The organism is Vibrio sp. V09_P4A23P171, assembly GCF_963875615.1.
GTDB lineage: Bacteria > Pseudomonadota > Gammaproteobacteria > Enterobacterales > Vibrionaceae > Vibrio > Vibrio anguillarum.
Genome location: NZ_CAWNMR010000022.1, coordinates 262,380 through 286,964 on the forward strand (window position 1 = coordinate 262,380; position 24,585 = coordinate 286,964).

Here is a 24,585-nt window from a genome sequence, read left to right on the forward strand (position 1 = left end):
TTGTGATTTTCACCCACTGGAATCAAACCCATTGATAATAACTTAATCATTAACCAGCTTATCCTAAACCAAAAATAGGGCATAGCTTGAGAGGTATAATCCTCCCAAACTATGAATTCTTGTATTAGTCGGCTTCCGCTGCTTCAACCGCTAACAAATCAGCTCTTTCATTCCCTTCAATACCCGAATGTGCTTTGACCTTAAATACCTCGACATACTTCCTAGAACTCAACGCATCCACTTGTTGCCAAAGTTGGCGGTTTTTAACCGGTTTCTTATCCGCTCGACGCCAACCTCGGTCTTTCCAATCGTCCATCCAGATGTTGAAACCTTTCACACAGTAATCGCTGTCCGAATAGATAACATCCCCATCTTCTGCGTATTCCAATGCTTCAATTAAGGCCAGTAGTTCCAACTCAGCATTGTAGGTTTTCCGATTGATGGTAAAGCTTTCTTCATGAACAATCTCATTGTCTTCATCCATGACCACCAGCCCAATGCCACCTCGTGTACATCCGTGTTGGTTGTTTGGTGCAGCGCCGTCTACATAAATTGAATAACTCATTTTTTATCTCTCTCTAATTGCAAAAAGGGCGCATGACTTTGCTTAGCCAGCGCCCCGTTGATGATGTGATTTGATGTTTGTGTTACTGAAAGGATTCTGCGTTGTCTCGCATGCTCAGACGTGATTCCATCCATTCCTCTATTTCACTTTCGACCCAAGCTACCGCACGTCCACCGAGTGGCACACTCTTAGGGAAGTCGGTTTCATCTGCCATGAACTTGTAGATAGTTGAACGGCCTAGTCCTGTTAGTGACATCACTTCTTTAAGTCGTAGAAATCTCATGGGAATTGTCTCCTCTTGTATATACCCATGGGATAAGCCACCACTGTAAAAAAATGCAGTCGGTCTACTCCAAGCTAGAGCCAAAGCAGTACACCGTCTCGCTCCACGCTTCAGCAAGACTGCTCATCCGTTTATAGACGCAGTTCTTTATGTCAGTGTCTTTGCTTTTACAGCGTGTACCCAAGCTATAATTGCCTCGGTCATTGAGAAACACCAATGAACGCGCTTCGCCGCTGTAGTGCTTTTCTATCGCTTCTTGCCAAGCCGTTTTGAGGTGCTCAACCAATTCGTTGCGTTTATCCCAGCAAATAGCGGGACCAAAGTGCTGGCTATAGTCAGTAAACAGCATCACGCGATAGTTGTGGGATGGCACCTTGTCTTCCCGCTTACGCCATACATAAAACAGAGAATCCGTCCCAAGCTTTTCTTTAAGTAGCTTAAAGTAATCGTTGAGGATGCTGAGGTCGGTATCTTGATGGTCTTCTGGCAAAAACAAGTCCAAACGTGTGGCGAGAGCGATGTCAAACTGACTGAGAGCCTGCTCAAAGACATCGACCATTGAGGTCAGTGCTGATTCGTATAACCCCTTGTCGCTGTAATACAGCGGGTAATCTTCAAAAGTTCGGTCAAGGGTAATGCTTGGGAGGTAGGTTCTATTCGCCATGAGTAATGCCTTTTGTGTGTGAATGACATAGGCATTACTCGCGCTGTATTTTTTTAAGGTGAGTCGTGACTGCAACCAAAGCTCTTGTTGAGGTGATCGTTCAAGTTGGTAATGGGCTTCGCAAGACGACTTATGCGATAGAAGAACTCGTTTAACTGTAGCGGGAACATTTCAGCGTCAGACAACAGCTCAAAACCTTCATTGCTAGGGGAATAAGCTAATCCTGAGCATGATTGATTGTAATAGGCTTCAACCACCCTATACCATGTCTTCCTCACTTTTTTGTAGAGAAAACGCCCCCAACCCTCTCGACCAGTGCCTAAGTTTTGAAAGAGAGCCCTATCAAAGAGCAAGATAAGATGATGGTGCTTGCTGGTGGATTCATTCGCCTTCGCCCAGATATAACGAATGACCGTTTGCTGGTATTGATAAGTTCTGTCGGTGTATTTGTCCTTACAGAGCTCATTAGTCTCCGACTCCAAAATACGAATGAAATGGGCAAACACCGCTAGGTAATCTCCCTCAAAGTCACTCGGTAGGTTTAGGTTGATGTGAACAGCATAGATTCTTGGATATTGGTTTAGAGCTTCAGTCAGCACTCGGTCTATCTCCTCTAGGTATTCGAGGACGAGACCATCCTCAAAGTAGTAGAGTGGTGTCCCATTGAAGGTTCTGTCATGAGTGATGGTATCGACTCTTTGATGAGCTACGTTGAGTTGATGAATCATGATTGGTTCCTGTGGTTTATTGTGATTCCCACAGGAACTGTGACTACCGTTACTTTTTAAGCTACTTATGACTATGGCCGAAATTTCGTCTACCACTACCAAAGTGCTTGGTGTTCTCTTTTGCTAGATAGCTAATGTGCTTGAAGAACTCATCAAACGCATCATCAAAGTCATCAGAGTTACAATTCAAGCGGTGGATGACCACACTGTCACTATTCTTTCTCTTTGAAAAATGGACTAATCCATTAGCTTCTTCGTAGTCGACACCGGCCACCCTCGCCCATGCCTCTACGATAAAAGAGCCTACGTTCTCCTGTTGCGTTTGAGTTTTCCCCAACCAGTTAAATCTATCTTTGTTGAACATGAGTACTAGGTGATAGTGGTCGTTTATCGAGCTAGAACGTTCTCTCACCCAAGCAATCCGCACTTTGCAGGGATGCACTCTAGCACTCCCTTCTCTTTTCTTTCGTTTTCCTGAGTGATCAATCTGCGACTGTAATGAGCGTAAAAAATCGGTCATCACATTACCGCTCTTTTCATTTTCCCTTAGCTTAGGAAACCTCAAATCCACGCGAATAGCCATAAGCCGAGGATACTCGTCCAATGCGAGATCAATCGTATTGTGCATTTTCTCTAAGTAGTCGATATAGAGTGGACCATGCTCGGTCTGGACAGGTCGACCCAGAAACGTTTTCTTGGTGGTTAGTCTGAGGTTTTTGTTTTTTCTAGAACGTACATTCATTCCTATCTACTCCTGTGTTTAGGTTCATAGATAGGTCTGTGTCGTCATTTTTAATTGCGTACTGTGAGTCACTAGGGATGACTCAGTAAAGGGTAATATGCCGATGTAATGGGTGAGTAGGTATGGTAGATATGACAGTAACAATACTAACCAGACAGACATTAACGACACTTAATTCCGTTAACATTTAGCCCTTTCCAGACACACAAAAATCGAATCACAATTAACAATTACGCAAAATTTAAGAAACATTCAGCCTTGCATGGCAAAAAGCAAATTTGACTTACTATCAAATTAAAGGACAAGAAATGAGAGAAAAAAGAAGGGAGGATACCGTTGTGTTTAGAAGCAGTTTGCATCGCGGATAGTAATTTTCTTCGCGACCCAAGTAACAATGTCGTTGTACTTCCATCGAGGAATGTCTTTCGAGACACACGGAGGAAAATCTCCAGCTTTAATCATTCGATACAAGGTATCTTTGTTAAAGCCAATCATGTTCAGCAACGTTTTCCGGTCGACCAACTTCATTGAATTTTTGAGATTCGGTGACGTTGTCATACCTTCATGCCAAACACCATCGACCCAGGCTTGTACTTCTTCCACTATCCATGCAGAAGCACGTTTACCAATGTGAATTTGCCTTGGGAACTTCCCCTCTCCAATCAATAAGTATAAATGAGCTCGGCTGATGCCTGTCAGCTCCGATAGCTCTTTACGTCTGATAAGTTGCATGATGTGAATCCTTTGGTTATTTCGTTCACATCAAAGGCAAGCGCCGTTAATTTTTGCAGTTTCACCACCCATGCATAAATCAGCACATTTCCGTTCATGTATTTATGATTCCCATCTTCGAAAAACGTGATATCCTCATTTATAAAAATCACAAACCATTAATCAAACTAAATTTCATTCCTTGTATGAAAATCTATGTCTGCAAGATTTTTTCTTGCAAATTCTTGCGCTATAAATGGTAAGAAATAAGCAAAAATCCACCTTAAACCCTCCCAAAAACCAGTTAATAACCACCAAGCCAACATGAGCATAATTATGCCAAACAGACGATTTAAAAGATTCTTAAAATCATCCGAAGAACACCTTCGTTTTTATGTCCTATATCTTTCACACTTGAACGATGACAAAGTAAATAACGACTTTCGAAACATCTCTCTTTACGATGTAAAAGAGTTACAACATAACTTTATTGAGTTAGTTGCGCTCCATATTGACTGCCATGTAGATCAGTTAGAATCAGGTGAATTACTACGGTATGAAGAGGACGACCTGAATGATTTGCTAAATGAGTTAATTGAAACAGACAAAAGTTACTTGATAACTCAAGAGCATACCGACTGGTTACAAAGTGATAGGGAGGTGTACTTTTTGATTTCTATGCTCAAGATAATGCGCGTCTCAAAAACCTGTTTACCCCAGCTTCGTAACGAAAGCCAAAGTATGGGGGAACTGTTTTGGCCACAGCTAAATGATAAAGACAACCAAGAGAAAGCACAGAAAAGGAAAAGAGAGGCTGAAGAGGAGGTTCTTAATAGATTAAGAAAGAAATATGGTGGGCTCCATAGTCATGAAGCATCCGAATCTAATGGTCTTTATTCAGAATTAGAATTAATTCCGCTAAGCAAGTCGTTTTTTGATGAGGATTTTTTTAACAAAAAAGTTGAAGAAATTTTACAAAAAGACAAACAGGATAAGGAAAAAAAATTTCTGGAACGACTCGAAAGCAAGCCTTTAACTAGGACTCTAGAAGCACTTAACTCGATATGTAACTTGTGCCCTACTTCTGAAGGAAAGACTGCAATAATGGTAATTAATCATCTGCATTTAAACTGTTTCACAAAGCAAATAAGTTTAGCGACAGCACAAAACCTTCTATATACAATTAGAAACTTATTCATTAAAGCCAATACCAAGGTACCATTACTAACTTGGGATATGTTAAGGACAAACAATAAAAACCTAATCAATCTGACTTACAATCGATTAGAAGCACAATACGCAATCTCTCGGCTATTTCTTCCTTCACAAGATACCGTCATTCAGAAAAAATGTATTGTATCAACTCTAGACTTACTATCTGTGACAACAAGTAATTTTGACCATCGTGTAAAGCTTTTGAAAGATAAGTTTTCAGCAGATAAAAGAGATAGTAAAGATTACTCGTTGGAATTAAATGACAAACAATGGGAGATGCTAGTTGATCTTGCTGGTGGTGATACAAAGTCGAAAGTAAATCGGACTTTGAATCAGATACTCAAAGATGCGTACAAAAACAGATTCCACGAAAAGTAATACCAAACGGTGCTTATAATTACAGCAATTGACTTTAGGTACACAGATAGGTACATTTGTCTTAAACCTAAGCTATCCCAATATAGGCTTAGGCCAAGCAGGACATAGTATCTATCTGTTTGGGTTTTGCCCCTGCAGGGGGAGCCAAATTCCAGAAAAAAGACGTCCTAGGACGTCTTTTTTTGTATCTAAACCTAGCTATTTCAAGGAATTGTATTCTCTTAACGTCTTTTCCTGACTCGTACTGGCTTAGAAGTTTAGGTACATAAATATTTTCCCCAAAAAAGTGACCCGTTAATCAATATAATTGCCCTTCATCCAAAGCAGAAGAAACCCAAACGAGAGGAGCATTCCAATTAATCGTGATCTCATTAAACGACCATGCATTAATGTTATCTCTATAACAGGTTTGGCCAACACACTGCCCCTTCAATGTCGCAGCGACTGGATCACTGTAACTCACTGAGTTGGGTCCACCTACTAGTGCGCCAGGTGCTGGAGCTGGTGACTTTTCATCCGCAGCATGTGCCCAAAAACGGTGATGTGGACTTTTAGCCGCATTGGTGCCGTAACCTGTAATATAAGACAGGTTCATTGGGTTCGCGCCTAGTAAGTAATCCATCGCATTTGCAGCCGCTTTTACATACTTAATATCGCCGGTGAAATCATTCGCATAGATTAAGAAGATAGCTCTATTTACAAAACTCGAGTTCGATCCCCACGGATAATCTTCTACCGTGTAAGGAATATGATAACCCTCGTTATTAATCTGGCCCACAAAGTTATCAGAGGTTGCGATTAAGTTTTTCCTTGCAACTTTAATTTGATCATCACCCAATCCATTAGGCACAACGGCCAAGCTTATTGTTGCTAAAGGCGCTGTGTACCCCCAGAACATTTCGCCATCTGCTTCAATGTTACCTTTTGGTGTCTCTAGATAGTGAGGAGAAGCTTTCAGTGCTTTAAGGTACTTGCTGTCACCAGTGGTGATATAAAGTTCACTTGCAGCCCAGTAGAACTCGTCTGAAAGCTCTTTATCATCATATGGGCCCGACCCTGTGAAGTTATCATAGGCAAGAATATGAGGATTTTTGCTCGCGGCTTCCCAAGCCTCTTGCGCCGCATTCAAACAGTTTTTTGAGAGTGCAGGATCAATCTCTTTCCAAATTCGCGCACATTGAGCACCAATTGCTGACAAGTTCAACGTAGCCGCAGTGGTTGGATAACCCACATATCGCTTCTGGGTGTCCATATGAGGTGGCAGTGGCATACCTGTCCAAGCTTCATCAGCAACTTTATGGAAAGCCATCCCTTTTGCGTCAATCTTAGTCAGTTTAAGTGTTTTGTCTTCAGACTGGTCACAAACAGGAACCGCTACAGGTTTGTCACTATGGATCTGCATTGCCAATATAAATTCGATATTCCAACGAGCCTCAGACAACAAAGGGTTAACGCCATTTCCAGCTTCTGGAATTTTCACTTTCCCTTCTGCAAAAGGAATTGGTGCGTTATCTAGCCATTTACCTCTTTCAAACAGGTTCAAAAGAGTCCAAGTCGAGATACCGCTGTTAACCGTATACTTACCATGGTCGCCAGCGTCATACCAACCGCCGGTTACATCGACAGAAAAATCACAACCTGGCCATTTATTACCCCAGCTGTCCGTCTTATTAAAACAGGTAACCACATCGCTCATATGACCGCCGGGACGCGCTAGATCGTCACGCTGTACCAGAGCCTTATCAATCTCAATACCACTACGGTTTTGGTAGAAGTAAGACAATGCATCGTACTTCAACTGATTGTAGATATCTTTGCTAATGCTAAATGGCAAGCTCTCGTCTTCACCGACTTTTACTTTCAAGCCACTCATATCTGATCTGTAGTTCGATAGGTCAATACGGTGAATAAACTCGCCTGATGCCTTATTAAGACCAAAAACTTCCGTTTTACCTAAATCGACATTGATATTGCTGTTGTTTGTTAGCACCCACTTTAATGGCTCTTTAGATTCATTCGCGACAAACACAAACTTATCTGCTTGAGGAAGGTAACCGACTTGGTTAGCACGAACAGAATTTATCTTCAGCTCTTCAATGTATTTCTCACCGACGACTGAAACATTGCTAACGCATACGGTTCCCTTTTTCTGGGCGCCCATTTGAAACTGGAACTCAGTTTTAGCATCGCTTTCAACATCATGGCTGAACTTAAACTTATAGCTCTTCTTCTTCAGTGAGACTTTTGTATCATCCACAAAATAGTTGGTATAAGGAGGACCTTCATGCTGAATAAGCGTTCTCATTTGAGTATCAACGGTTGCATAAGCATCAAATGAAACTTCATAATCTGCTTTGTTTGCCAACCCAATCCCGCCCTGTCCTAAAATCACATTCCAAGGGTTCTCTCCTAGACTTCTAATCTCAAGACATGCTTCGCCATTTTTGATTTTTACATCTGCACCAGCATTCCACCAACCATCCATGTTCCCGTTAAATTTGCCGTTCTTAATTTGCTCATTTGCATAAGCAGAACACGATGAAAGAATGAGTATTGTTGCCAATGATAGTTTGAACTTATGCATATTTACTCCTAGACATATAAATTACAACACCATTGAAATTAAGCGATTTTCATGGCTAATAAGTAGATGTCTGAGCACAAAAGAACCGTTCTAAAAACGCCTATTTCTCTCTTCGTGATACTGCTAGCACTTACCTCTAGGTTAATGAATCTGTTTCAAGGAAATCTCATCGATAAATTGACTTGTTTTCTAGCGAACAATTATATCAATCGGGGGTAAACTAACTTTATAGCCTTTACAACATGCTCTTGAGCCCGGCTAACTATCTAGACCTTTGATATGAGCATAAGGGCAGCTTGTACTCTTGAACTAAACGACCATGGTAAAAATCTTCTATTGGTAACCCCAAACGCTCACCAATCACCGTGGGCATTAATGTATTGATCTGCGGCAGGAGACCAAAAAGCACAATCATCACAAACATATTAGTGATTGATCATTACTAACAGCTCATTTTAAACGCGTTCCCCCATTTTGATTTAAATCTGTTTACATATTGACAATTGTACAAATGTTTCACACTATCGAAAATAATTAATGATAATAATTATCATTACGTCGTAATGTTTATGCGGATAGTGCCCATGAAATCTCTACATAATGTGATGAACGCTTCATCAATCACTCCTTTACCTAATCTATACCTTCTAGACCAATCATCAGAAACCGATAATCAACGATCAATGGCCGTTCACCAACACCGCCAAGACATTCAAAATATCTTGTCGGGTCGTGACTCAAGGATGTTGGTGATTATTGGGCCATGTTCAATCCACGACCCTGAGGCTGCAATTGACTATGCACAACGACTCGCAAAGGCACAAAAACAGTTCAGCAGCACTCTCAAGTTGGTGATGAGAACTTATTTTGAAAAACCGAGAACGCGGACTGGCTGGAAAGGATACATGGTTGACCCTGATCTCAACGGTCAATTTAACTTACTCAAAGGGCTCAGCTCTAGCCGTGAATTACTCAAGTCAGTCCTAGCGCTGGGTGTACCAACAGCAACTGAGTTTTTAGATACGCATATCGCACCGTATATCGCGGACCTTATTTGTTGGGGTGCGGTTGGCGCAAGAACCACTGAATCACAACCGCATCGCCAACTCGCTTCGGCATTGCACTGCCCTATTGGTTTTAAAAATGGTACTGACGGCAATACGACCATTGCAATCGATGCGATTCATGCCGCTAACGATTCACATCTGTTGATTATGGCGGGTGAGAATGGACAACCGGTTGCGGTGCAAACTCAAGGTAATCCATATTGCCATATCATTTTACGTGGTGGTGTCACGCCAAACTATGCAAGTCACAGTGTTAAAAGTGCGGCTTATCAATTACACCATAGCCAGCTCAGCAGCAGGCTGGTGATTGACTGCAGCCACGGTAATAGTGGGAAAATCGCTAAGAATCAATTGGATGTAATAAACAACATAGCCCAGCAACTGCTGTCTGGAGAGCGCCACATTGCGGGAGTAATGTGCGAAAGCTTTTTGCAAGGCGGTAGCCAAGCTTTGAATAAAGGTCCGCTCTGCTACGGCCAATCCATCACTGATGAGTGCTTAAGTTGGGAGGATACAATGTGCTTTTTAAATACGCTCGATGATGCGGTCGCAACACTTCAACAGCAGCAATATTGTCACGCTCCAGTGTAAACCACCACTAAGGTGAAGCTCCCGTTTGCTTCACCTTGCCTATCGTCAGTGGCCTTCACTTAATTATCGAGTGTAGCGCCGCCATCCACTCTCAAATCATGCATGGTGATTTGACTTGCTGCATTCGACATCAAAAACATAACAACCCCAGCAATGTCTTCGGGCTCCGCCATTTTGCCAAGGGGTATCCCCAAACGGTACTGTTCAAGATTACCTTTTATCACTTCTCTTTCACCATATTCGCTGTTCCATAACTGCGTTTGCATTTCGGTGCGTGTTGAGCCTGGGCTAACGATATTGCATCGAATTCCATCGTTTGCAAGCTCAAGAGCTGCGCACTTGACCAACATATGCAAAGCCGATTTAGATGCCGCATATGCTCCAATATTGAGCCGAGGCGTATTCGCTGAATTAGAGCCAATCACAATAACATTGCCACGCTGGCGCACTTTCATTCCTATCGCAACCCCTTGCAAAGCGGCTAAGGTGCCAAACGTATTGACATCAAACATCGCTTTGATCTCTGACATCGATAATTCGGTGATTGAACCAAGGTGCAATATGCCCGCGCAGCTGATGAAATGAGCAAACTGATAGCGCTCATTCAGTTCTTGTACCCTTTTTTTTACGTCGTCATGATGCTGTAAATCAAGCTCATAGCAATGAAGCTGCTCGGTATAGCGCTCGTTCAAACTCGCTAATTGCTGAGTTAATTGGTGGTGATTTTTATCCGTCGCTACAACTCGATAACCGCTCGCCAGTAAAGATTCCAATACGGCATAACCAATCCCCTGCCCGGCTCCAGTCAATAAAACCGTTTCGTCTAATTTCATCATTTTCCTAACTTTACTCCGTTAAATCCACACTAAACCATAGCCATAACTGAATCTCAGCCTTAGTTAATAACATTAATTATCATTTGTTATTGATAATTATTATCATATATAATCTGCGTACTTTAGTGGTTTGTAAAATAATAAGCAATTAGGCGTAACACGTTATTAATGGAGTTTTGGTGATGAAACGTGAAGTTATTGGGTTTTCAAAAATGGCTAATCAGCTATTGGATGAGCACTTAAAAGAATCTCCCTTCTTTTTTGCTTCGCCTCACAACACCATGCTTGGCGTGGGAATTGCTCATCAGTTCAATCAAGCGCTCCCATTCTGTGAGCTGGCGGATCAAGCAACCAAGATGCTAGAAGCAGCAAAAACAGATGAGTACGACAATCCTATTTTATTTGCGACAATTCCTTTTAATGAAGAGACGGCGACGCGTTTCTTCATTCCAGAAAAGCTCTATGTTTCTGGTAGCCCACGGGCCAGTGAAAAAGAAGGGCAGCAGAGCCATAAAGCGACCATTGTTTCACCGCCAACAGGCAACGACTACAAACAAGGAGTCACAACCTTACTTGAGCTGTTTAATACCACCGAACTATCAAAAGTGGTGCTATCACGTTTAGTGAAACTCTCGACTCCACAACACATCGATCAAACTCGTTTATTGCGTAATCTGTTGTCCATCAATCGCAATGGCTACACTTTTTCTACTGAAATTGGCCCTAACGCCAAGTTAATGGGAGCCAGTCCCGAGTTGTTGTTGGCGAAAAAAGGCGGGTTTATCGTTTCTAACCCCCTAGCGGGCTCGCGGCCTAAATCAAACAACGCGGTGCAAAACCAACAGCGCTCCGCTTCATTACTTGATACGCAAAAAGATCTGAATGAACATGCCTTCGTCGTCGAGGAAGTCGAGAAAGTACTCAGCCGCTACTGCCATAACTTATTTACCCCTATGGTTCCATCAGTGATTGAAACCGAAACGATGCTGCATTTATCAACAGTGCTTGAAGGACAAGCCGATGATCCGATGATTAACTCGCTACGCATTGCAGCAGAGTTACACCCAACACCCGCAGTGTGTGGTTATCCAAGATTATCGGCTTACCAAGCGATTAAGCAGATCGAAACTTTCGACCGCGGCTACTTCACTGGCATGATCGGTTGGTGCGACGCTCGGGGAAATGGCGAGTGGGTTGTCACGATACGCTGCGCGGAAGTGAGCCAAAATGAGATGAGTGTGTTCGCTGGAGCTGGCATTGTGAATGAATCCTCACCGCAGAGTGAACTCGATGAAACAGGGGCAAAAATGAGCACCATTTTGAAAGCCGCTGGTATTGAAATTGATGAATTACTTACCGCCTAAGGAGTGGTCATGAATAATCTTAACCCGACCGATTTTACCCCTTGGCCAGAGCAGTTCAGCCAGCGCTATCGTGAACAAGGCTACTGGCAACAAAGAACCTTATTTGATTATTTCAGTGATTCCGTAAAAAAAAGCCCTGACGCCATCGCACTGATTGATGATTTCGGCCAGTACAGCTATCAAAATTTATATCAGAAAATGATCAGCCTTGCGGCTGGCTTGAGCTCCCTAGGTTTGCAGCGGGGTGATAATGTCGTACTACAAATGGCCAATCGTGCTGAATTCTATCTCTGCTTTTTTGCCTTGACCATGCGGGGCATTAAACCGGTTCTAGCTCTGCCAGCGCACCGCTATCTAGAGCTGAGCTATTTTTGCCAACATACTCACGCCAAAGCCTATATTTTTTCAGACGATATCGTGGGCTTTGACGCGCAGCAAACCGCGCAGAAACTACGAAGTAGTTGCCCTTCTCTCTTGCATACCATTGTTTGCGGTCAATCCTCACACGAGCAAATTCAGGAATTAGATACGCTTTACCACTGCGTGGAAGAAGATCCTGTTACTGATTCGGTCTTTGCTGATCAAGTGGCTTTTTTCCAGCTTTCCGGCGGAACAACTGGCACTCCCAAATTGATCCCTCGTACGCACAATGACTACGCTTATAGCGTACTTGGTAGCATTCAAATTTGTCAGTTTGGTCCACAAACGAGGTATTTGTGTGTTCTTCCCGTTGCGCATAACTTTCCACTCAGCTCGCCCGGCGCATTGGGCGTCTTTTACGCTGGCGGTTGTGTCGTGCTCGCTTCCGATACCACACCGCACACCGCTTTCCGTTTAATTGAGAAGCACCACATTACTGTTGCAGCACTAGTGCCGCCGTTAGCGCTACTCTGGATGAAATACGCCGAGTCCGCTACAGAAAACATCGCGAGCCTCACTCTGGTACAAGTCGGCGGAGCGAAGTTTAGTGAGGCCGCAGCAATGCGCTTACCGACGACTCTTCACTGTCAATTACAGCAAGTGTTTGGAATGGCTGAAGGGTTGGTTAATTACACACGACTTGATGACCCACTCAGCGTGATTGTTACTACTCAAGGACGCCCAATTTCAACTGATGATGAAGTGATGATAATCAACGATGAGGGTGAGCCCGCTGCGGTGGGTGAGGAAGGCTTACTCATGACCAGAGGCCCTTATACGATTCGAGGTTATTACCGAGCTCCAGAACATAACCAACGCTCATTCACCGACCAAGGCTTCTATATCACAGGTGACAGAGTGCGTAGGACGGCTGAAGGCAATATTATCGTCACGGGACGAGAGAAAGATCAGATCAATCGTGGTGGTGAAAAAATCGCAGCCGAAGAGGTTGAAAACCTGCTACTTCAACATCAGGATGTTCATGATGTGGCTTTGGTTGCTATTGCTGATGAGTTTCTTGGTGAACGCAGTTGCGCCATTGTCGTTCCAGATAACGGTAAAACGCTCAAACCCATTACTCTCAAACGATTTTTACACGCTCAAGGATTAGCAGAATTTAAGATCCCTGATCACATCCATTTCGTCGATGAATTACCTAAAACCCCCGTGGGCAAAGTCAACAAGAAATGGTTAAGAACGCAATACTCTCACTAATCATGGCAACACAGGCGCTCAAATAACTTAAAGATGAAAAAGCCGATATCGTCGATATCGGCTTTTGCTGGGCGATGCGTTCTCTTTCGCTAGTCTAGTGGTCCAGTATACTCAAACCGGTTGCTCTTCAGTGGAACGCGTGTCCGTTACTTGATGTGACGACTGAGCAACAACACTAGGCTCCATCACATGCCACCACTCTCTTAAAGTTGAATATTTAATCATCTCTGAAAAGGCGCACTCTATGCCCATCTTGCGCCATGATTCAAATAAGGTAACCGCGCGGATAGAATCTAAGCCAAGAAAAGTGAGCTTCTCATCTACATCCACTTCATCTAAATCGAGATCCAATAGCTCAGCCACTTGCTGACGCATCTGTTCAAGGCTCAATAATCTGGTTTCTTGACTGTGGATCATTTGTGGTTTTAATGCCTCAAGCGAAGTCACGCAGCCAACACGCTCCGTGATGTATTTCAGCGTATGATGATGATCTTCCAAAGAGAAATCAGCCACAGCGTCACCGACCACAAAAGGCTGTATATCCAACATAAAAGCATCTAACGCCGTTGATAAGATACCTATATGTGCATAGACACCCACAATGATCAACTGGTCACGCTGTGTCTCTTTCATCCACTCCAGCAGCGGCGTTTTCTTAAACGCGCTATAACGCCATTTGGTGTATTGGATATCCCCGTCTTCAGGTGAAAGCTCAGACACAATCTCAGTATCTTTTGTCAGCCCTGTTCCCCAAAAATCAGTCAGTAGCGCTCTCTCTACTGGGTCTTGGTTAGGGGGTTGAGCTGTGTACACCACGGGGATATTGGCCTGACGAGCCAGTGATTTCAGCTCTGAAATATTCGCTAATAACTCAGGAACGGGTGCCTGAGAATGATCAAAAAAGTTGATAAAGTACTTTTGCATATCGTGAATGAGCAGTACCGCTCTATCGGCTTGGACATGCCAGTGAACTTTGTTTTTCGGAAATGTTTCAGCCAACGGAATGGAGTAGCTGGCTATTTTGGGAATCGCCATAAATATAATCCTTGTTAAAAGAGGCTTTTCTCGTTCGTGATGCCTTAAAGCCAATAACGACTTCAGAAATAAGAGGCTCGTATTCGTCGACAACCGCCACCCAAATGGTAACAATTATCATTTCATTAATACTAAAGCAGTCTACGCATAAAAATCAATTGTTAATGAGATTAATTCTCAACTATATGCATAACGTACCGCTCTCGACTCACGGCAACACAACGAGAGCCCACCACAAAACGAATAGCTAATTCATCGTTTGCGCCGCAGGTTGGGAAGTGACCTCATCTGAGGAGACGTTAGGTTCTGAGCTTGTGTTAACGATAAGCGCTGGATCAAACAGAGTCGCTTGGCGTAATGAGCGAAATGCCATCACCATCAACGCACCAATTCCCGTTGCACCCAAACCAAAAGTGAGGATCGACATCGTTGGTGCTAGCACTTTACCCAACGCCCCTAAACCGAGTGCTCCAATCGAGTCTCCCGATACATCTTGCGCCGTCCATAAGCTACTTACGCGGCCTAACAAGTGATCTGGAGTGTGTCCTTGTACGATCGAATATTGAATCAAAGAAGCGACCGAACCCAAATAACCATAGCCAACTAAGATGAGAGCAAACCACCAAAAATTATTCACAAGCCCCATAGCCACAATCGCTAAAAATGAACCTAACGTCGCGTAGATTAAGACCATTCCTGGCTTTTGCGACTGTTTTACCCAACCTGAAGTCAATGCGCCACACATCGCCCCTAACGGAATGGCCGAATACATCACACCTGCGTTAGCGGCGGTACCCTGAAATGAGACTAAAGCTAACGCAGGGAACATCACTCTAATCGCGGTTGCTAATGTTTCGAGTGTGCCAAACAGCACCACACAACCAACCACTTTGTTTGAAAATAGAAATTGAACACCTTCATACAGTGATTGAAATGGATTCTCCGGCGTATGATGTTGCGGCTTCATCGAAGGTAATCTAAACAGTGGGATCAGCGTACAGAGCGTTCCAACAGAAGCCGCAATATAGTTCCAACTGACATCACCGACAGTGATCAATAAGCCGCCAATCGCTGGTGAGAGAACCATACCCAATCGAACCGTTAGCATGCTCAATGCGGCAGCTTCAGGTAATTTTTGTCGCCCAACAATGGTCGGTAAAGCAGCCATCAAGGCCGTCATACCCATAGCGCCAAAAAAACCATCCCACACCGAGAGTATATAGAGAGCCACTAAGGAGGATTGCGCGACTATGCTATTCAATGCTAATGCAGCAAACCCAATACCACAGGTCGCGCGTGCGAACAAAATCAATCGACGGCGATCGTACTTATCGGCCAATACGCCTCCTAGCAGCAGGCCAACAAACATCCCGATACCATCCAATGCCATGATAAGACCTACCTGCAAGGTCGAACCGGTCATTTGATGTATCTGTATCGGCACCGCGACCGTCATCATGCCAAGAGCAAGCACTGACATCATGCGGGCCATAAAGACCATTCGGAAATGTGGGTTGTTTTTCAGTAGGCTAAAATCTAAAAATATATTCTTTATATTCATACTATTATCTATTCAAACCAGAATGTAATGCTTTCAAAACATCGCGAAAATTAAGACGAAACCAGCCTTGATAAGCACTGGTTTCGTCGATGGTGGTTTTTGTTATTTTTTCAGTGCAGCCTTCGACTCCAGCAGCGTATTTAAACATTCGCCAATCTGGCGTACATTTTCTGGGGCCAAGATATCTTCATGTGAACAATCAAACTGATGCTTAATCAACTGGCCGACAAAAGATTGCCAATGAGCATCAATATCATAACCATCTGGCACCGTACGTTGCGCCACAAAAAGGTGGGCCGGACCTTGATAATCAGACGTTTGTGCCTGTGCAAGTAGACGTACCGCATCTTCATAGTTAGCGGTAATCTCATTGAACATCGCCAAACGTTGCTCATCTAATTCAATGTCGGTTAGCTCATTGATGGCCAGAAACTGCTCTTTTTCACGCTCAATTTCGTACTGCTCTTCTTCATCCATCGGGCCATCCCAGTTCTGACCCTCCGGTGGATAGGTATCCAATAACCCTAAAAAGTGCACCTCTTCACCCTGCTGTTGAAGCTTCGCGGCCAATTTTTGTGCCACAATCCCGCCAAATGAATAGCCTAATAGATGGTAAGGTCCAAATGGCTGTATCTCTCTTAAGACGGGTAATAAACGATCACACACTTCTTCCATCGTTTCACTGGCCGCCATCGCTCCGCCGGGCCGAGGTGATTGCAAACCATAAATGGGATAATGTCCTGTCAGATATTTAGGTAGCCCTGTGTATTGCCAAGCAAAGCCAGAAGCAGAGTTGACACAAAAAAGTGCTGGGCCACTTCCGGCACGGATAGGCAGCACTTCGCCAAAACCAGCTAAGGTAGGGTCGTTAAAAGCATCGTCATCCAGCAACAAACTCGCCAGTTTCTCCACCGTAGGATTGACCATGATTTGACCAACTGTGACAGGTAGGTTTAGCGCTCTTCGAATATCTGCCGCTAATTTCATCGCCAGCAGTGAATGCCCGCCGAGCGTAAAGAAATCATCATCAGCAAACAGTGTTTCGACAGCCAATACTTGAGAAAATAGCGTCACCAATTGTGTTTCAAGGCCCGGATGAGCCTTGCGCCCTACCCGTACTGCGAGGTCATTTGGCCGCGGTAATGCTTTTTTATCTAGCTTACCGTTGGCGCTAAGCGGATAGTGATCCAGTAACACGATAGCCGCCGGAACCATATGGGCTGGTAAATGTTTGGAAAGTTCAGCGCGTAGCTTCTCGCCATTCGTTACGCTCATATCATGCGCGATAACGTAACCGATAATTTGCCGTTCATCAGCGCCTAACATACCTGAATGAGTAGAGAGCGTCTGAGCACAGACCACCGCTTGTTTTACCGCAGGAAGTGCCTGTAATGCGCTTTCAATTTCACCCAGTTCCACACGCTGCCCGCGAATTTTTATCTGATCATCACTGCGTCCTAAATACTCAATCGAGCCACACGCTAACCAACGTACGACATCACCAGTGCGGTACATTCGCTCGCCACAAGTAAACGGATTGGCGATAAACCGATCCGCCGTTAACGCACTGCGATTAAAGTAACCGATGGCTAATTGCTCGCCAGCAAGATAGAGCTCGCCCGGCACACCGATTGGTACAGCTCTTAAAAAGCTATCGAGCACATAAACTTGGGTGTTCCATACCGGTAAACCAATCGGTGCACTACGGCCAACGCTTGCGTTTAATGCCTCGCCGTAAGCTGGATAATAAGTCACGTCAACCGCCGCTTCCGTCGGGCCGTACAAGTTATGCAGCGGTGCATTAATTCTACGTGCGTACTGATGGCAGAGCTCTTTCGCAAGCGCTTCTCCTGAGCAAAATACTTGCTTGAGGCTTGGTGCTACGGTGAAACCCGTTGGCTGATTCGCTTCAATTGAGGCCATGAAAGCTGCCAGCATTGAAGGTACAAAATGCATCGTGGTCACGTGATAATCGTCAATTATTTGCAATAACCATTCAGGGTCTTTATGCGCTTCAGCCGGAGCCATCACTAAGCTCGCCCCTTCCAGTAAGGGCCAGAAAAACTCCCACACGGAGACATCAAAACTGCACGGCGTTTTTTGCAATACCACATCCTCAGAGCTCAAGGGATATTGGTGCTGCATCCACTTCAATCGGTTGACAATCGCTTGATGAGAAACCAACACCCCTTTGGGGTTACCTGTTGAACCTGAAGTGTAAAGCAAGTAGGCCGCATTTGAGGGGGTAAGCCCATCTGCGCGGTTCTGCCGCTCTGCGCGCACGGGAGCTGGTAACTTATCCAACAACAATAGTGTCGCTAAACCTTCAAAACGTGAGGTGAATGAAGAGCAAGTGATGATCAGCGCAGGCTTAGCATCATTGATCATGTAGGCCAAGCGCTCATCCGGATAACCAACATCCAACGGTAAATAAGCCGCACCACATTCGATAATACTGTAGATCGCCAAGCTCAAGGTTGCGCTGCGTGGCAAGGCAACAGCAACAATATCCCCGGCCTTAACACCTTGCTGAAGCAGCAAATCGGCAATAGCGGCCACCTGCTCAGCCAGTGCTTGATAGGTAAAACGGTGCTCACTATCAATTAAAGCCAACTGATGTGGAGAACGTTGTTGCTGCGTGATCATCAAATCACGCAGTGTCGTGCGTTCAACGGCGGTTTTGGTCTGGTTGACGCGTTGCTGCAATTCAATTTCGCCACTTAACCGCAGATCCCATTCAGCGAAAGGCTTATCACTCGACACCATAAACTCATCCAGCATTTGCTCAAATCGTTGTACGATCTGTTTTGCTACGCCGACTCGGTCTCGATATTCAAACAGGATATGCAGTTGCTCTCCCGGTAAGACGAGAATGGTTAATGGATAATGGGTATAGCCACGATTGTGGATAGCCATTAATTTCGCGCCGCTAAAATCTTGCTGGTACCAACGGCTATGATCTGGATAGTTTTCGACCACCAGCAAAGTATCAAAGAGTGTTTTTCCACCCACCAGTTGCTGGATCTCACCCAAGCCAAGTTCATCGTGCTCCAGTAATTGGATTTGGATCGCTTGGTGCGATTTTAATTGCTCACTCAAACTAAGGTGAGGTTGCAGTGTCACACGGACAGGCACGGTATTACTGAATAACCCTATCTGTTCATCAATACCGGCAATACGGCTGAACCGACCAGAGATTGGCGTACCAAAAACCACCTCTTCACGGCCCGTCATGCTGGCGAGAATACTCGCCCAAAGGCCTTGCATTAAGGTGCTCATGGTTAAACCATGATGTCGTAAACACTGATTTAACTGATCCGTTTTATGCTTTGATAGCCATAACTGATGCTCGTTAACTTCCTCGCTAAGTGGAATATCATCAAAAGCCATACACGGCTGAACATCAGCTAATACTTTGCCCCAAAGCTCGGTCGCAACGGTTTTATCGCGCTGCGTTAGCTGGCTCACAACGTGAGCATAACCGACGGTTACCGGAGGTAAGTTCGAGACTCCTTGGGCGTATGCACTGAGAAAGTCATTCAATAAAATCGGCGTTGACCAGCCATCGACCACCAGATGATGTGCTGAAAGGAGCAGTGTGCTTTGCTGATCACCATGAAAAATCAACTGGGCCTGCAACAGGCTGTGGGTAGGATCGTTAAGGTCAAACTGGCGGCTTAGCTCTTGCTTCTCTAACTGATCAATCAACGCGCTTTGCTCATCACCACTCATGTTTGTTATGTCATAACGTGTCAGTGGCCAACTTGGATTAACCTGCGTCATCACCTGTACAGTGCGCCCTAATATCGAACTATCAAATCGAGCGAGCAACTGCGGATGACGCCTAATCACCGCATTAAGCGCTTCGCTCACGCGATGTTCAGACAGTTGACCTTGGAAAGTAAGACGCGTGGTGGAGTTATAACTGCTATTTTTATCCCCTAATTGAGATTGGAACAGTAATCCTTCTTGTAAAGGCAATGCTGGCAGTACATCCGCTAACTTGCCATAGTGGTGTTGCAATAGGCTCGCTTGTCGCAGTGTGATTCCCGGCTCGGTATAGTCAGCAGGTACAGAGAGGTCCAACTCAGCACTATCGCCAACTTGTAGCGCTTGCTGTATTTTCAGCAGCTCACTTTCAATCTGTTGGCTCAGCGACACCATTTCCTGTTGGCTGAACAGATGAGCATTCCAAGACCAGTTGAGCACCAATCGCGGCGTTGCCGATTCTTCGACGAAAATATTTAGCTCTAAGGGATGCTGCAAAGCCCGTTCACTGTTTAAGGTGACGGCAAATGTATCGGCAAACTGCCCACTATATTGCTGTGGTGACCACTGACCATCGCTGCTTTGGAAACGGCCAAGGTAATTAAACAGCAATGACGGTTGGCGTGTATTCGCTAATGTGCGTAATTCATCTCGATACGGATTATCAAGATAGCGCAGCACCATATAACCTAGCCCTTTATCTTTCACACTGCGCTTACTTTGCTTCACTTCACGTAACCGCTCGCGGTAATCACCCTGCTTTGGCACGTTAATGATCAACGGATATTCGGTGGTAAACCACCCTAGAGTTTGGTTGAGATCGATCTCCTCTTTACACTCTTCACGGCCATGAGATTCGACGTTCACTTTAATCTCTTCACACCCATAAAGTCCTGCGATCGCCCCCGTGACCGCGGCTAATAGCATCTCTTCAATATCGAGATTCGTCTGGTGTGTGGGTAATTCCAATAACGGCTGCGTAACGGCATGAGAGAGTGGCGTACGCCAATGCGTCATGCGTATTTTATCGACAGTATCCTTGATGGGAGCAACAGCACGCTGTGCCTGCGCTCGCCAAAATGGCATTTGCGCAGCAGCGACCGCTAAATGTTGATACAGCGCTTTTGACCAACAATGGATACCGGTAACCTCCTCAGAAATCACCACCACTTCACCTGTGACTTGTGCTTGAGTTAATGCCTGCAACTGCGGAAGCAATATTCGCCAAGAGACACCATCGATAAGGAAATGGTGAGCAAGGATCATGAGACTTTTACGCCCACTGCGCTCCGTTATCATCATCAAGCGTAATAGCTGACCCGATGATATTGACATCGACTGACTGCGCTGGCTAAACAGACTGTCCAACACGGGGCCATCTAGCCTCTCAACCGAAACCGATTCAACCCAGTTTTTTACATCAAGATTTTGCAGCGCCTCAATATGGTATTGCTGCTCTTTTTGGACCAAGCGACACACGGAATGGTTGGCGACCAGTTGCACTAAACTGGCTTGCAAGTGCGCTAATTGGGTTTCGCTTTCCACCTCAACAAGCACACTTTGCACATAACTGGTTGTATTAGAAAATGTCTCCTCAAACCATTGCCACATAGGCAGAGGCCGAATAATGCCTTCTTGTTTCTCGCGCTGTTGCTGCTGTAGTGGCACCATTTGGCTCGCCATCATACCCAGTTGACGGGCTGCAAAAATAGCTTTGGGTCGTAGATCATAGCCCGCCGTTCGCAATCGCGTCCCAAGGCTCATTGCCGAAATACTGTCCCCGCCTAGATTAAAGAAGTCATCTGACATTCCTATGTCACTGACACCGAGTAGCTCGGTGATCGCATCACATAACAGCTGCTCTGGTTGGGTTATTGGGGCCACGCGTTCGCTACGCGTGCCTGCCGAGTACTTAGGGAGCGCTTTTCTATCGATTTTCCCATTCACATTCAAAGAGAAAGCATCCAAGATCATCACATTGGTTGGCTGCATATAGTCAGGCAGCGCCTGTGCGATAAGACTTTGCAGTCTTTGCTCTGTGAACGCGGGTTGAACTGACTCACCCTGAGTCCCTTTCTCTAAAGTACAGTAAGCCAATAAACGATGAGTATCGCCAACAGGCTCTGCTACGACTACCGTCGTATTAACACCATCAATCGCATTAATAGCACTTTCTACATCGCCCAATTCAATACGAAAACCGCGAATTTTGATTTGGTGATCACACCGGCCAACAAAATCCAGTAACCCATTGTCTCGCCACTTCACCAAATCACCAGTGCGGTACATTATCTTGCCATACGCAAAGGGGTTCGCCACAAAACGTTCTGCTGTCATACTTGGCTGGTTGAGGTAGCCCTTTGCTAACCCCGCACCCGATAAATAAAGCTCACCCACCTCACCAATAGCGACAGGCTCTAAATTTTCATCAAGCACGTAAACACAAGCACCGGCAATCGGTCGACCAATGACAGGCGATGCATCTGCATCAAGCGAAGCGCTGATCGCATCAACCGTAAATTCTGTTGGTCCATAAAAGTTTTCCACCAGCAGTTCGGGAAACTCACTCACGCGTGACCAAAGCTTTTGTGGTATGGCTTCACTACCAATCAAAACTAACGTCGGCACGTGATCGTTCGTCATTAATCCACTATCGAGCATTTGATCAAACAGTAAAGGCGGTAAATCAAGAGCATCGATATTATCTTCAGCAACACACTGAACCAGTTCGTAGGCATCTTTCCGTTGTTCATCGTCATACAAATACATAGTATGGCCAGACAACATCCAGAGTACTTGCTCCCAAGAAGCATCGAAGGAGAATGACGTCGTATGCGCTGCACGAACAGTAATAGCTTGTTCTGGTAACTGACGACGTGTCGCCAGTTTTCTGATAGCCGCAGAAAAAATCGAACCTTGATGAGAGCGCAGTAAATTCAACAGCGCTCCATGTGTGTTCATGACCCCTTTCGGGTGACCAGTCGAACCTGAAGTAAAGATGATATAAGCCACGTCGCTGTGACTGATCGTCGGTTTGGGTTGTGGCGCAGTGTGAATGCGAGCCAATTCAGGAAGAGCAATAAACCTAGGGACGTAGCTTATCGATGAATAAGCCATGTTTTGCTCATCCTCCTCCACAACTAAGCACCAAGGACGTGCTTGTTCAACAATCGATTCAATACGTTCAACGGGATAATCAAGATCGATAGGCAGGTAAATCGCACCCGCTCGCAAAATCGCTAGCATAGTCACGACGCTTTCAGGCCCACGTCGTAACGCGACACCTGCAATATCGCCTTGGCGCAAACCTGCGGTAATCAGTTGATCCGCTCGAGTTTCAATGAGGTGATTGAAGGCATCAAATGTCCAACGCTGCTGTTTAAACACCAAGGCATCTTCGTTTGGCTTGCTCTCAACTGTCTGCTGCCACACATCCAGCACAGTTTGCTCTGCTTCATGTTCATGTTGTGGCCCCACCGACCACAAAGCAATCTGCTGCTTCTCGCTCGGCGGGATTAACTCTACCAAATCAAGTGGCTGTGTTGGATGGTTGGCAATCTGCTCTACCATCGCAACGAAACGAGCGGCATGAAGTTCTAATGACTCTTGGATATATTTGGTGCTGTTGGCCGTGATATTAACACTCAGTGTCTGACCATCGAGCACTGGCGAAAATTCAATCTCATCAATCGGACCTGCCGAGAGGATATGTGTCTCAGTATCTACGCCAGATAAACTCAGTGCAGCTTCAAAGGGTTTAAAGTTGAGTATCGGGCCATAGAGCGGCTGGCCTACTAATCCCAAATCACGTTGGATCTGCTCAGCGTCATACATCTGGTGGCGACGAACTTGGCGGATGGTTTTATTCATCTCTCGCGCCACATCAATAATGCTCATTTGTGGATGAAGTGACAGCGCCACCGGCAGTACATTCACTACCGCACCAGCGGCACAAGTGGCGGCATTGCCCATTCGGCGCATAAAGGGGACACCAACACACACTTGCTCTTGCCCAGAATGTAAATGGAGATAAGCAAATACCATCGCCATCGCAAGCTCGGCGGGTAACAACTGTGGACTATAGCGAGTTAACCACTCTCCACCGATTAATGGCACGGTGTGAGTGATCGTGCTCGAGGATGTATTGGCTGCGCTACCTGTGGTGAGCGAAATAACATTGGGTAAATGAGCCGCTTGCGTTTGCCAAAAGTCGTACGCCTGCTGGCGCGCTGCTGAGTCTAAAAATTGCTGATATTCTTGAATTACATCACTAAAAGCGCTGAACTCTTGAGGTTTCGCAGCGCCAATCCGCCAATGGTTATAAAGTTGGCAGATGTATTGACTGATGGCATTCACGCTGAACCCATCCACGTCAATATGATGGTAACGTTGATACCAAAACCATTGCGGTGCATTGCTTGAACCAACATCAATTAAACAGTGTCGGAAACGCCTTTTTCTTGATGAAATGTCCAACCGCTGCGTAAGATCGTGCTTCATCCACTCCCGAGCCGACTCTTCTGGCAAGGCGGCTTGTGAAAAGTCGAGAATTTCAAGCCACTGCCCTTCTTCATCCGCTGGATAAAACTGCTGCCTCACGCTGCCATCGCTCTCTAAATAATGGCAGTGAAGGGAATCAACGCCTTGCAAGCCGATGGCTACCGCGTTTGAAAATAACTCAATATCGATTTGACCTTGAATCACCACGTAGTGGGCAACATTAAATTGCTCTGGATTGGGCATCATCTGCTCGGCAAACCAAATACCTTGCTGTGTGCCGATAAGAGGCCACTGATCCTCTTGCACTGATGAGTTGTGCATCTCTTTATTCCTAACAAAAGTCATTGCCTATGTCCCT

At 45.1% G+C, this 24,585-nt stretch carries 15 protein-coding genes; 4 read left to right on the top strand and 11 right to left on the bottom strand.

Going from position 1 to position 24,585, the window contains the following annotated elements; genetic code table 11:
• Window positions 1–124: 124 nt before the first annotated feature.
• The 6 genes from AACT23_RS09045 to AACT23_RS09070 form a co-directional block, all read right to left on the bottom strand.
• The gene (locus tag AACT23_RS09045) at window positions 125–565 is read right to left on the bottom strand and encodes a ribonuclease HI (RefSeq protein ID WP_094129611.1); all 441 of its coding nucleotides are present in this window, start codon (window positions 563–565) and stop codon (window positions 125–127) included.
• Window positions 566–647: 82 nt separating this feature from the next.
• The gene (locus AACT23_RS09050; RefSeq protein ID WP_001211743.1) at window positions 648–848 is read right to left on the bottom strand and encodes an AlpA family transcriptional regulator; all 201 of its coding nucleotides are present in this window, start codon (window positions 846–848) and stop codon (window positions 648–650) included.
• Between the two features lie 64 nt (window positions 849–912).
• Window positions 913–1,512: an inovirus Gp2 family protein gene (locus AACT23_RS09055; RefSeq protein WP_094129614.1), complete on the bottom strand. Its 600-nt coding sequence runs from the start codon at window positions 1,510–1,512 to the stop codon at window positions 913–915.
• Between the two features lie 53 nt (window positions 1,513–1,565).
• The gene (locus tag AACT23_RS09060; RefSeq protein WP_094129617.1) at window positions 1,566–2,240 is read right to left on the bottom strand and encodes an inovirus Gp2 family protein; all 675 of its coding nucleotides are present in this window, start codon (window positions 2,238–2,240) and stop codon (window positions 1,566–1,568) included.
• Window positions 2,241–2,301: 61 nt separating this feature from the next.
• Window positions 2,302–2,982, bottom strand: a complete 681-nt coding sequence (locus AACT23_RS09065; RefSeq protein WP_094129620.1) for an inovirus Gp2 family protein — start codon at window positions 2,980–2,982, stop codon at window positions 2,302–2,304.
• Between the two features lie 342 nt (window positions 2,983–3,324).
• Window positions 3,325–3,714, bottom strand: coding sequence for a helix-turn-helix transcriptional regulator (locus AACT23_RS09070; protein WP_094129623.1), 390 nt, complete (start codon window positions 3,712–3,714; stop codon window positions 3,325–3,327).
• A 315-nt stretch (window positions 3,715–4,029) separates the two neighbouring features.
• On the opposite strand from AACT23_RS09070, the gene AACT23_RS09075 reads away from it, so the two are divergent.
• Window positions 4,030–5,286, top strand: a complete 1,257-nt coding sequence (locus tag AACT23_RS09075; protein ID WP_094129626.1) for a hypothetical protein — start codon at window positions 4,030–4,032, stop codon at window positions 5,284–5,286.
• Window positions 5,287–5,584: 298 nt separating this feature from the next.
• Here AACT23_RS09075 and AACT23_RS09080 read toward each other — a convergent pair whose 3' ends face one another.
• Window positions 5,585–7,870, bottom strand: a complete 2,286-nt coding sequence (locus tag AACT23_RS09080) for a glycoside hydrolase family 9 protein (protein WP_094129630.1) — start codon at window positions 7,868–7,870, stop codon at window positions 5,585–5,587.
• Between the two features lie 584 nt (window positions 7,871–8,454).
• Between AACT23_RS09080 and AACT23_RS09085 the strand changes: the two genes are divergently transcribed.
• Complete coding sequence (locus AACT23_RS09085) at window positions 8,455–9,528, top strand: 3-deoxy-7-phosphoheptulonate synthase (RefSeq protein ID WP_094129633.1); 1,074 nt, start codon at window positions 8,455–8,457, stop codon at window positions 9,526–9,528.
• A 59-nt stretch (window positions 9,529–9,587) separates the two neighbouring features.
• On the opposite strand, the gene AACT23_RS09090 is transcribed toward AACT23_RS09085, so the two are convergent.
• Window positions 9,588–10,364, bottom strand: a complete 777-nt coding sequence (locus AACT23_RS09090) for a 2,3-dihydro-2,3-dihydroxybenzoate dehydrogenase (RefSeq protein ID WP_094129636.1) — start codon at window positions 10,362–10,364, stop codon at window positions 9,588–9,590.
• Between the two features lie 176 nt (window positions 10,365–10,540).
• On the opposite strand from AACT23_RS09090, the gene AACT23_RS09095 reads away from it, so the two are divergent.
• Together AACT23_RS09095 and vabE are read left to right on the top strand one after the other, a co-directional pair.
• On the top strand, window positions 10,541–11,728 hold the full coding sequence (locus tag AACT23_RS09095) for an isochorismate synthase (RefSeq protein ID WP_094129639.1): 1,188 nt from the start codon (window positions 10,541–10,543) through the stop codon (window positions 11,726–11,728).
• A 3-nt stretch (window positions 11,729–11,731) separates the two neighbouring features.
• On the top strand, window positions 11,732–13,363 hold the full coding sequence (vabE, locus tag AACT23_RS09100; RefSeq protein WP_094129642.1) for a 2,3-dihydroxybenzoate-AMP ligase VabE: 1,632 nt from the start codon (window positions 11,732–11,734) through the stop codon (window positions 13,361–13,363).
• A gap of 111 nt (window positions 13,364–13,474) precedes the next feature.
• Here the strand turns inward: vabE and AACT23_RS09105 are convergent, their stop codons facing one another.
• From AACT23_RS09105 to vabF, 3 genes are all read right to left on the bottom strand, one after another.
• Window positions 13,475–14,398: an isochorismatase family protein gene (locus AACT23_RS09105; protein WP_094124597.1), complete on the bottom strand. Its 924-nt coding sequence runs from the start codon at window positions 14,396–14,398 to the stop codon at window positions 13,475–13,477.
• A 247-nt stretch (window positions 14,399–14,645) separates the two neighbouring features.
• Window positions 14,646–15,959, bottom strand: a complete 1,314-nt coding sequence (gene vabS / locus AACT23_RS09110; protein ID WP_094129647.1) for a vanchrobactin export MFS transporter VabS — start codon at window positions 15,957–15,959, stop codon at window positions 14,646–14,648.
• A 102-nt stretch (window positions 15,960–16,061) separates the two neighbouring features.
• A complete protein-coding gene (gene vabF / locus AACT23_RS09115) occupies window positions 16,062–24,548 on the bottom strand; it encodes a vanchrobactin non-ribosomal peptide synthetase VabF (RefSeq protein WP_094129650.1) in 8,487 nt (2,828 codons plus the stop codon).
• Window positions 24,549–24,585 lie beyond the last annotated feature (37 nt).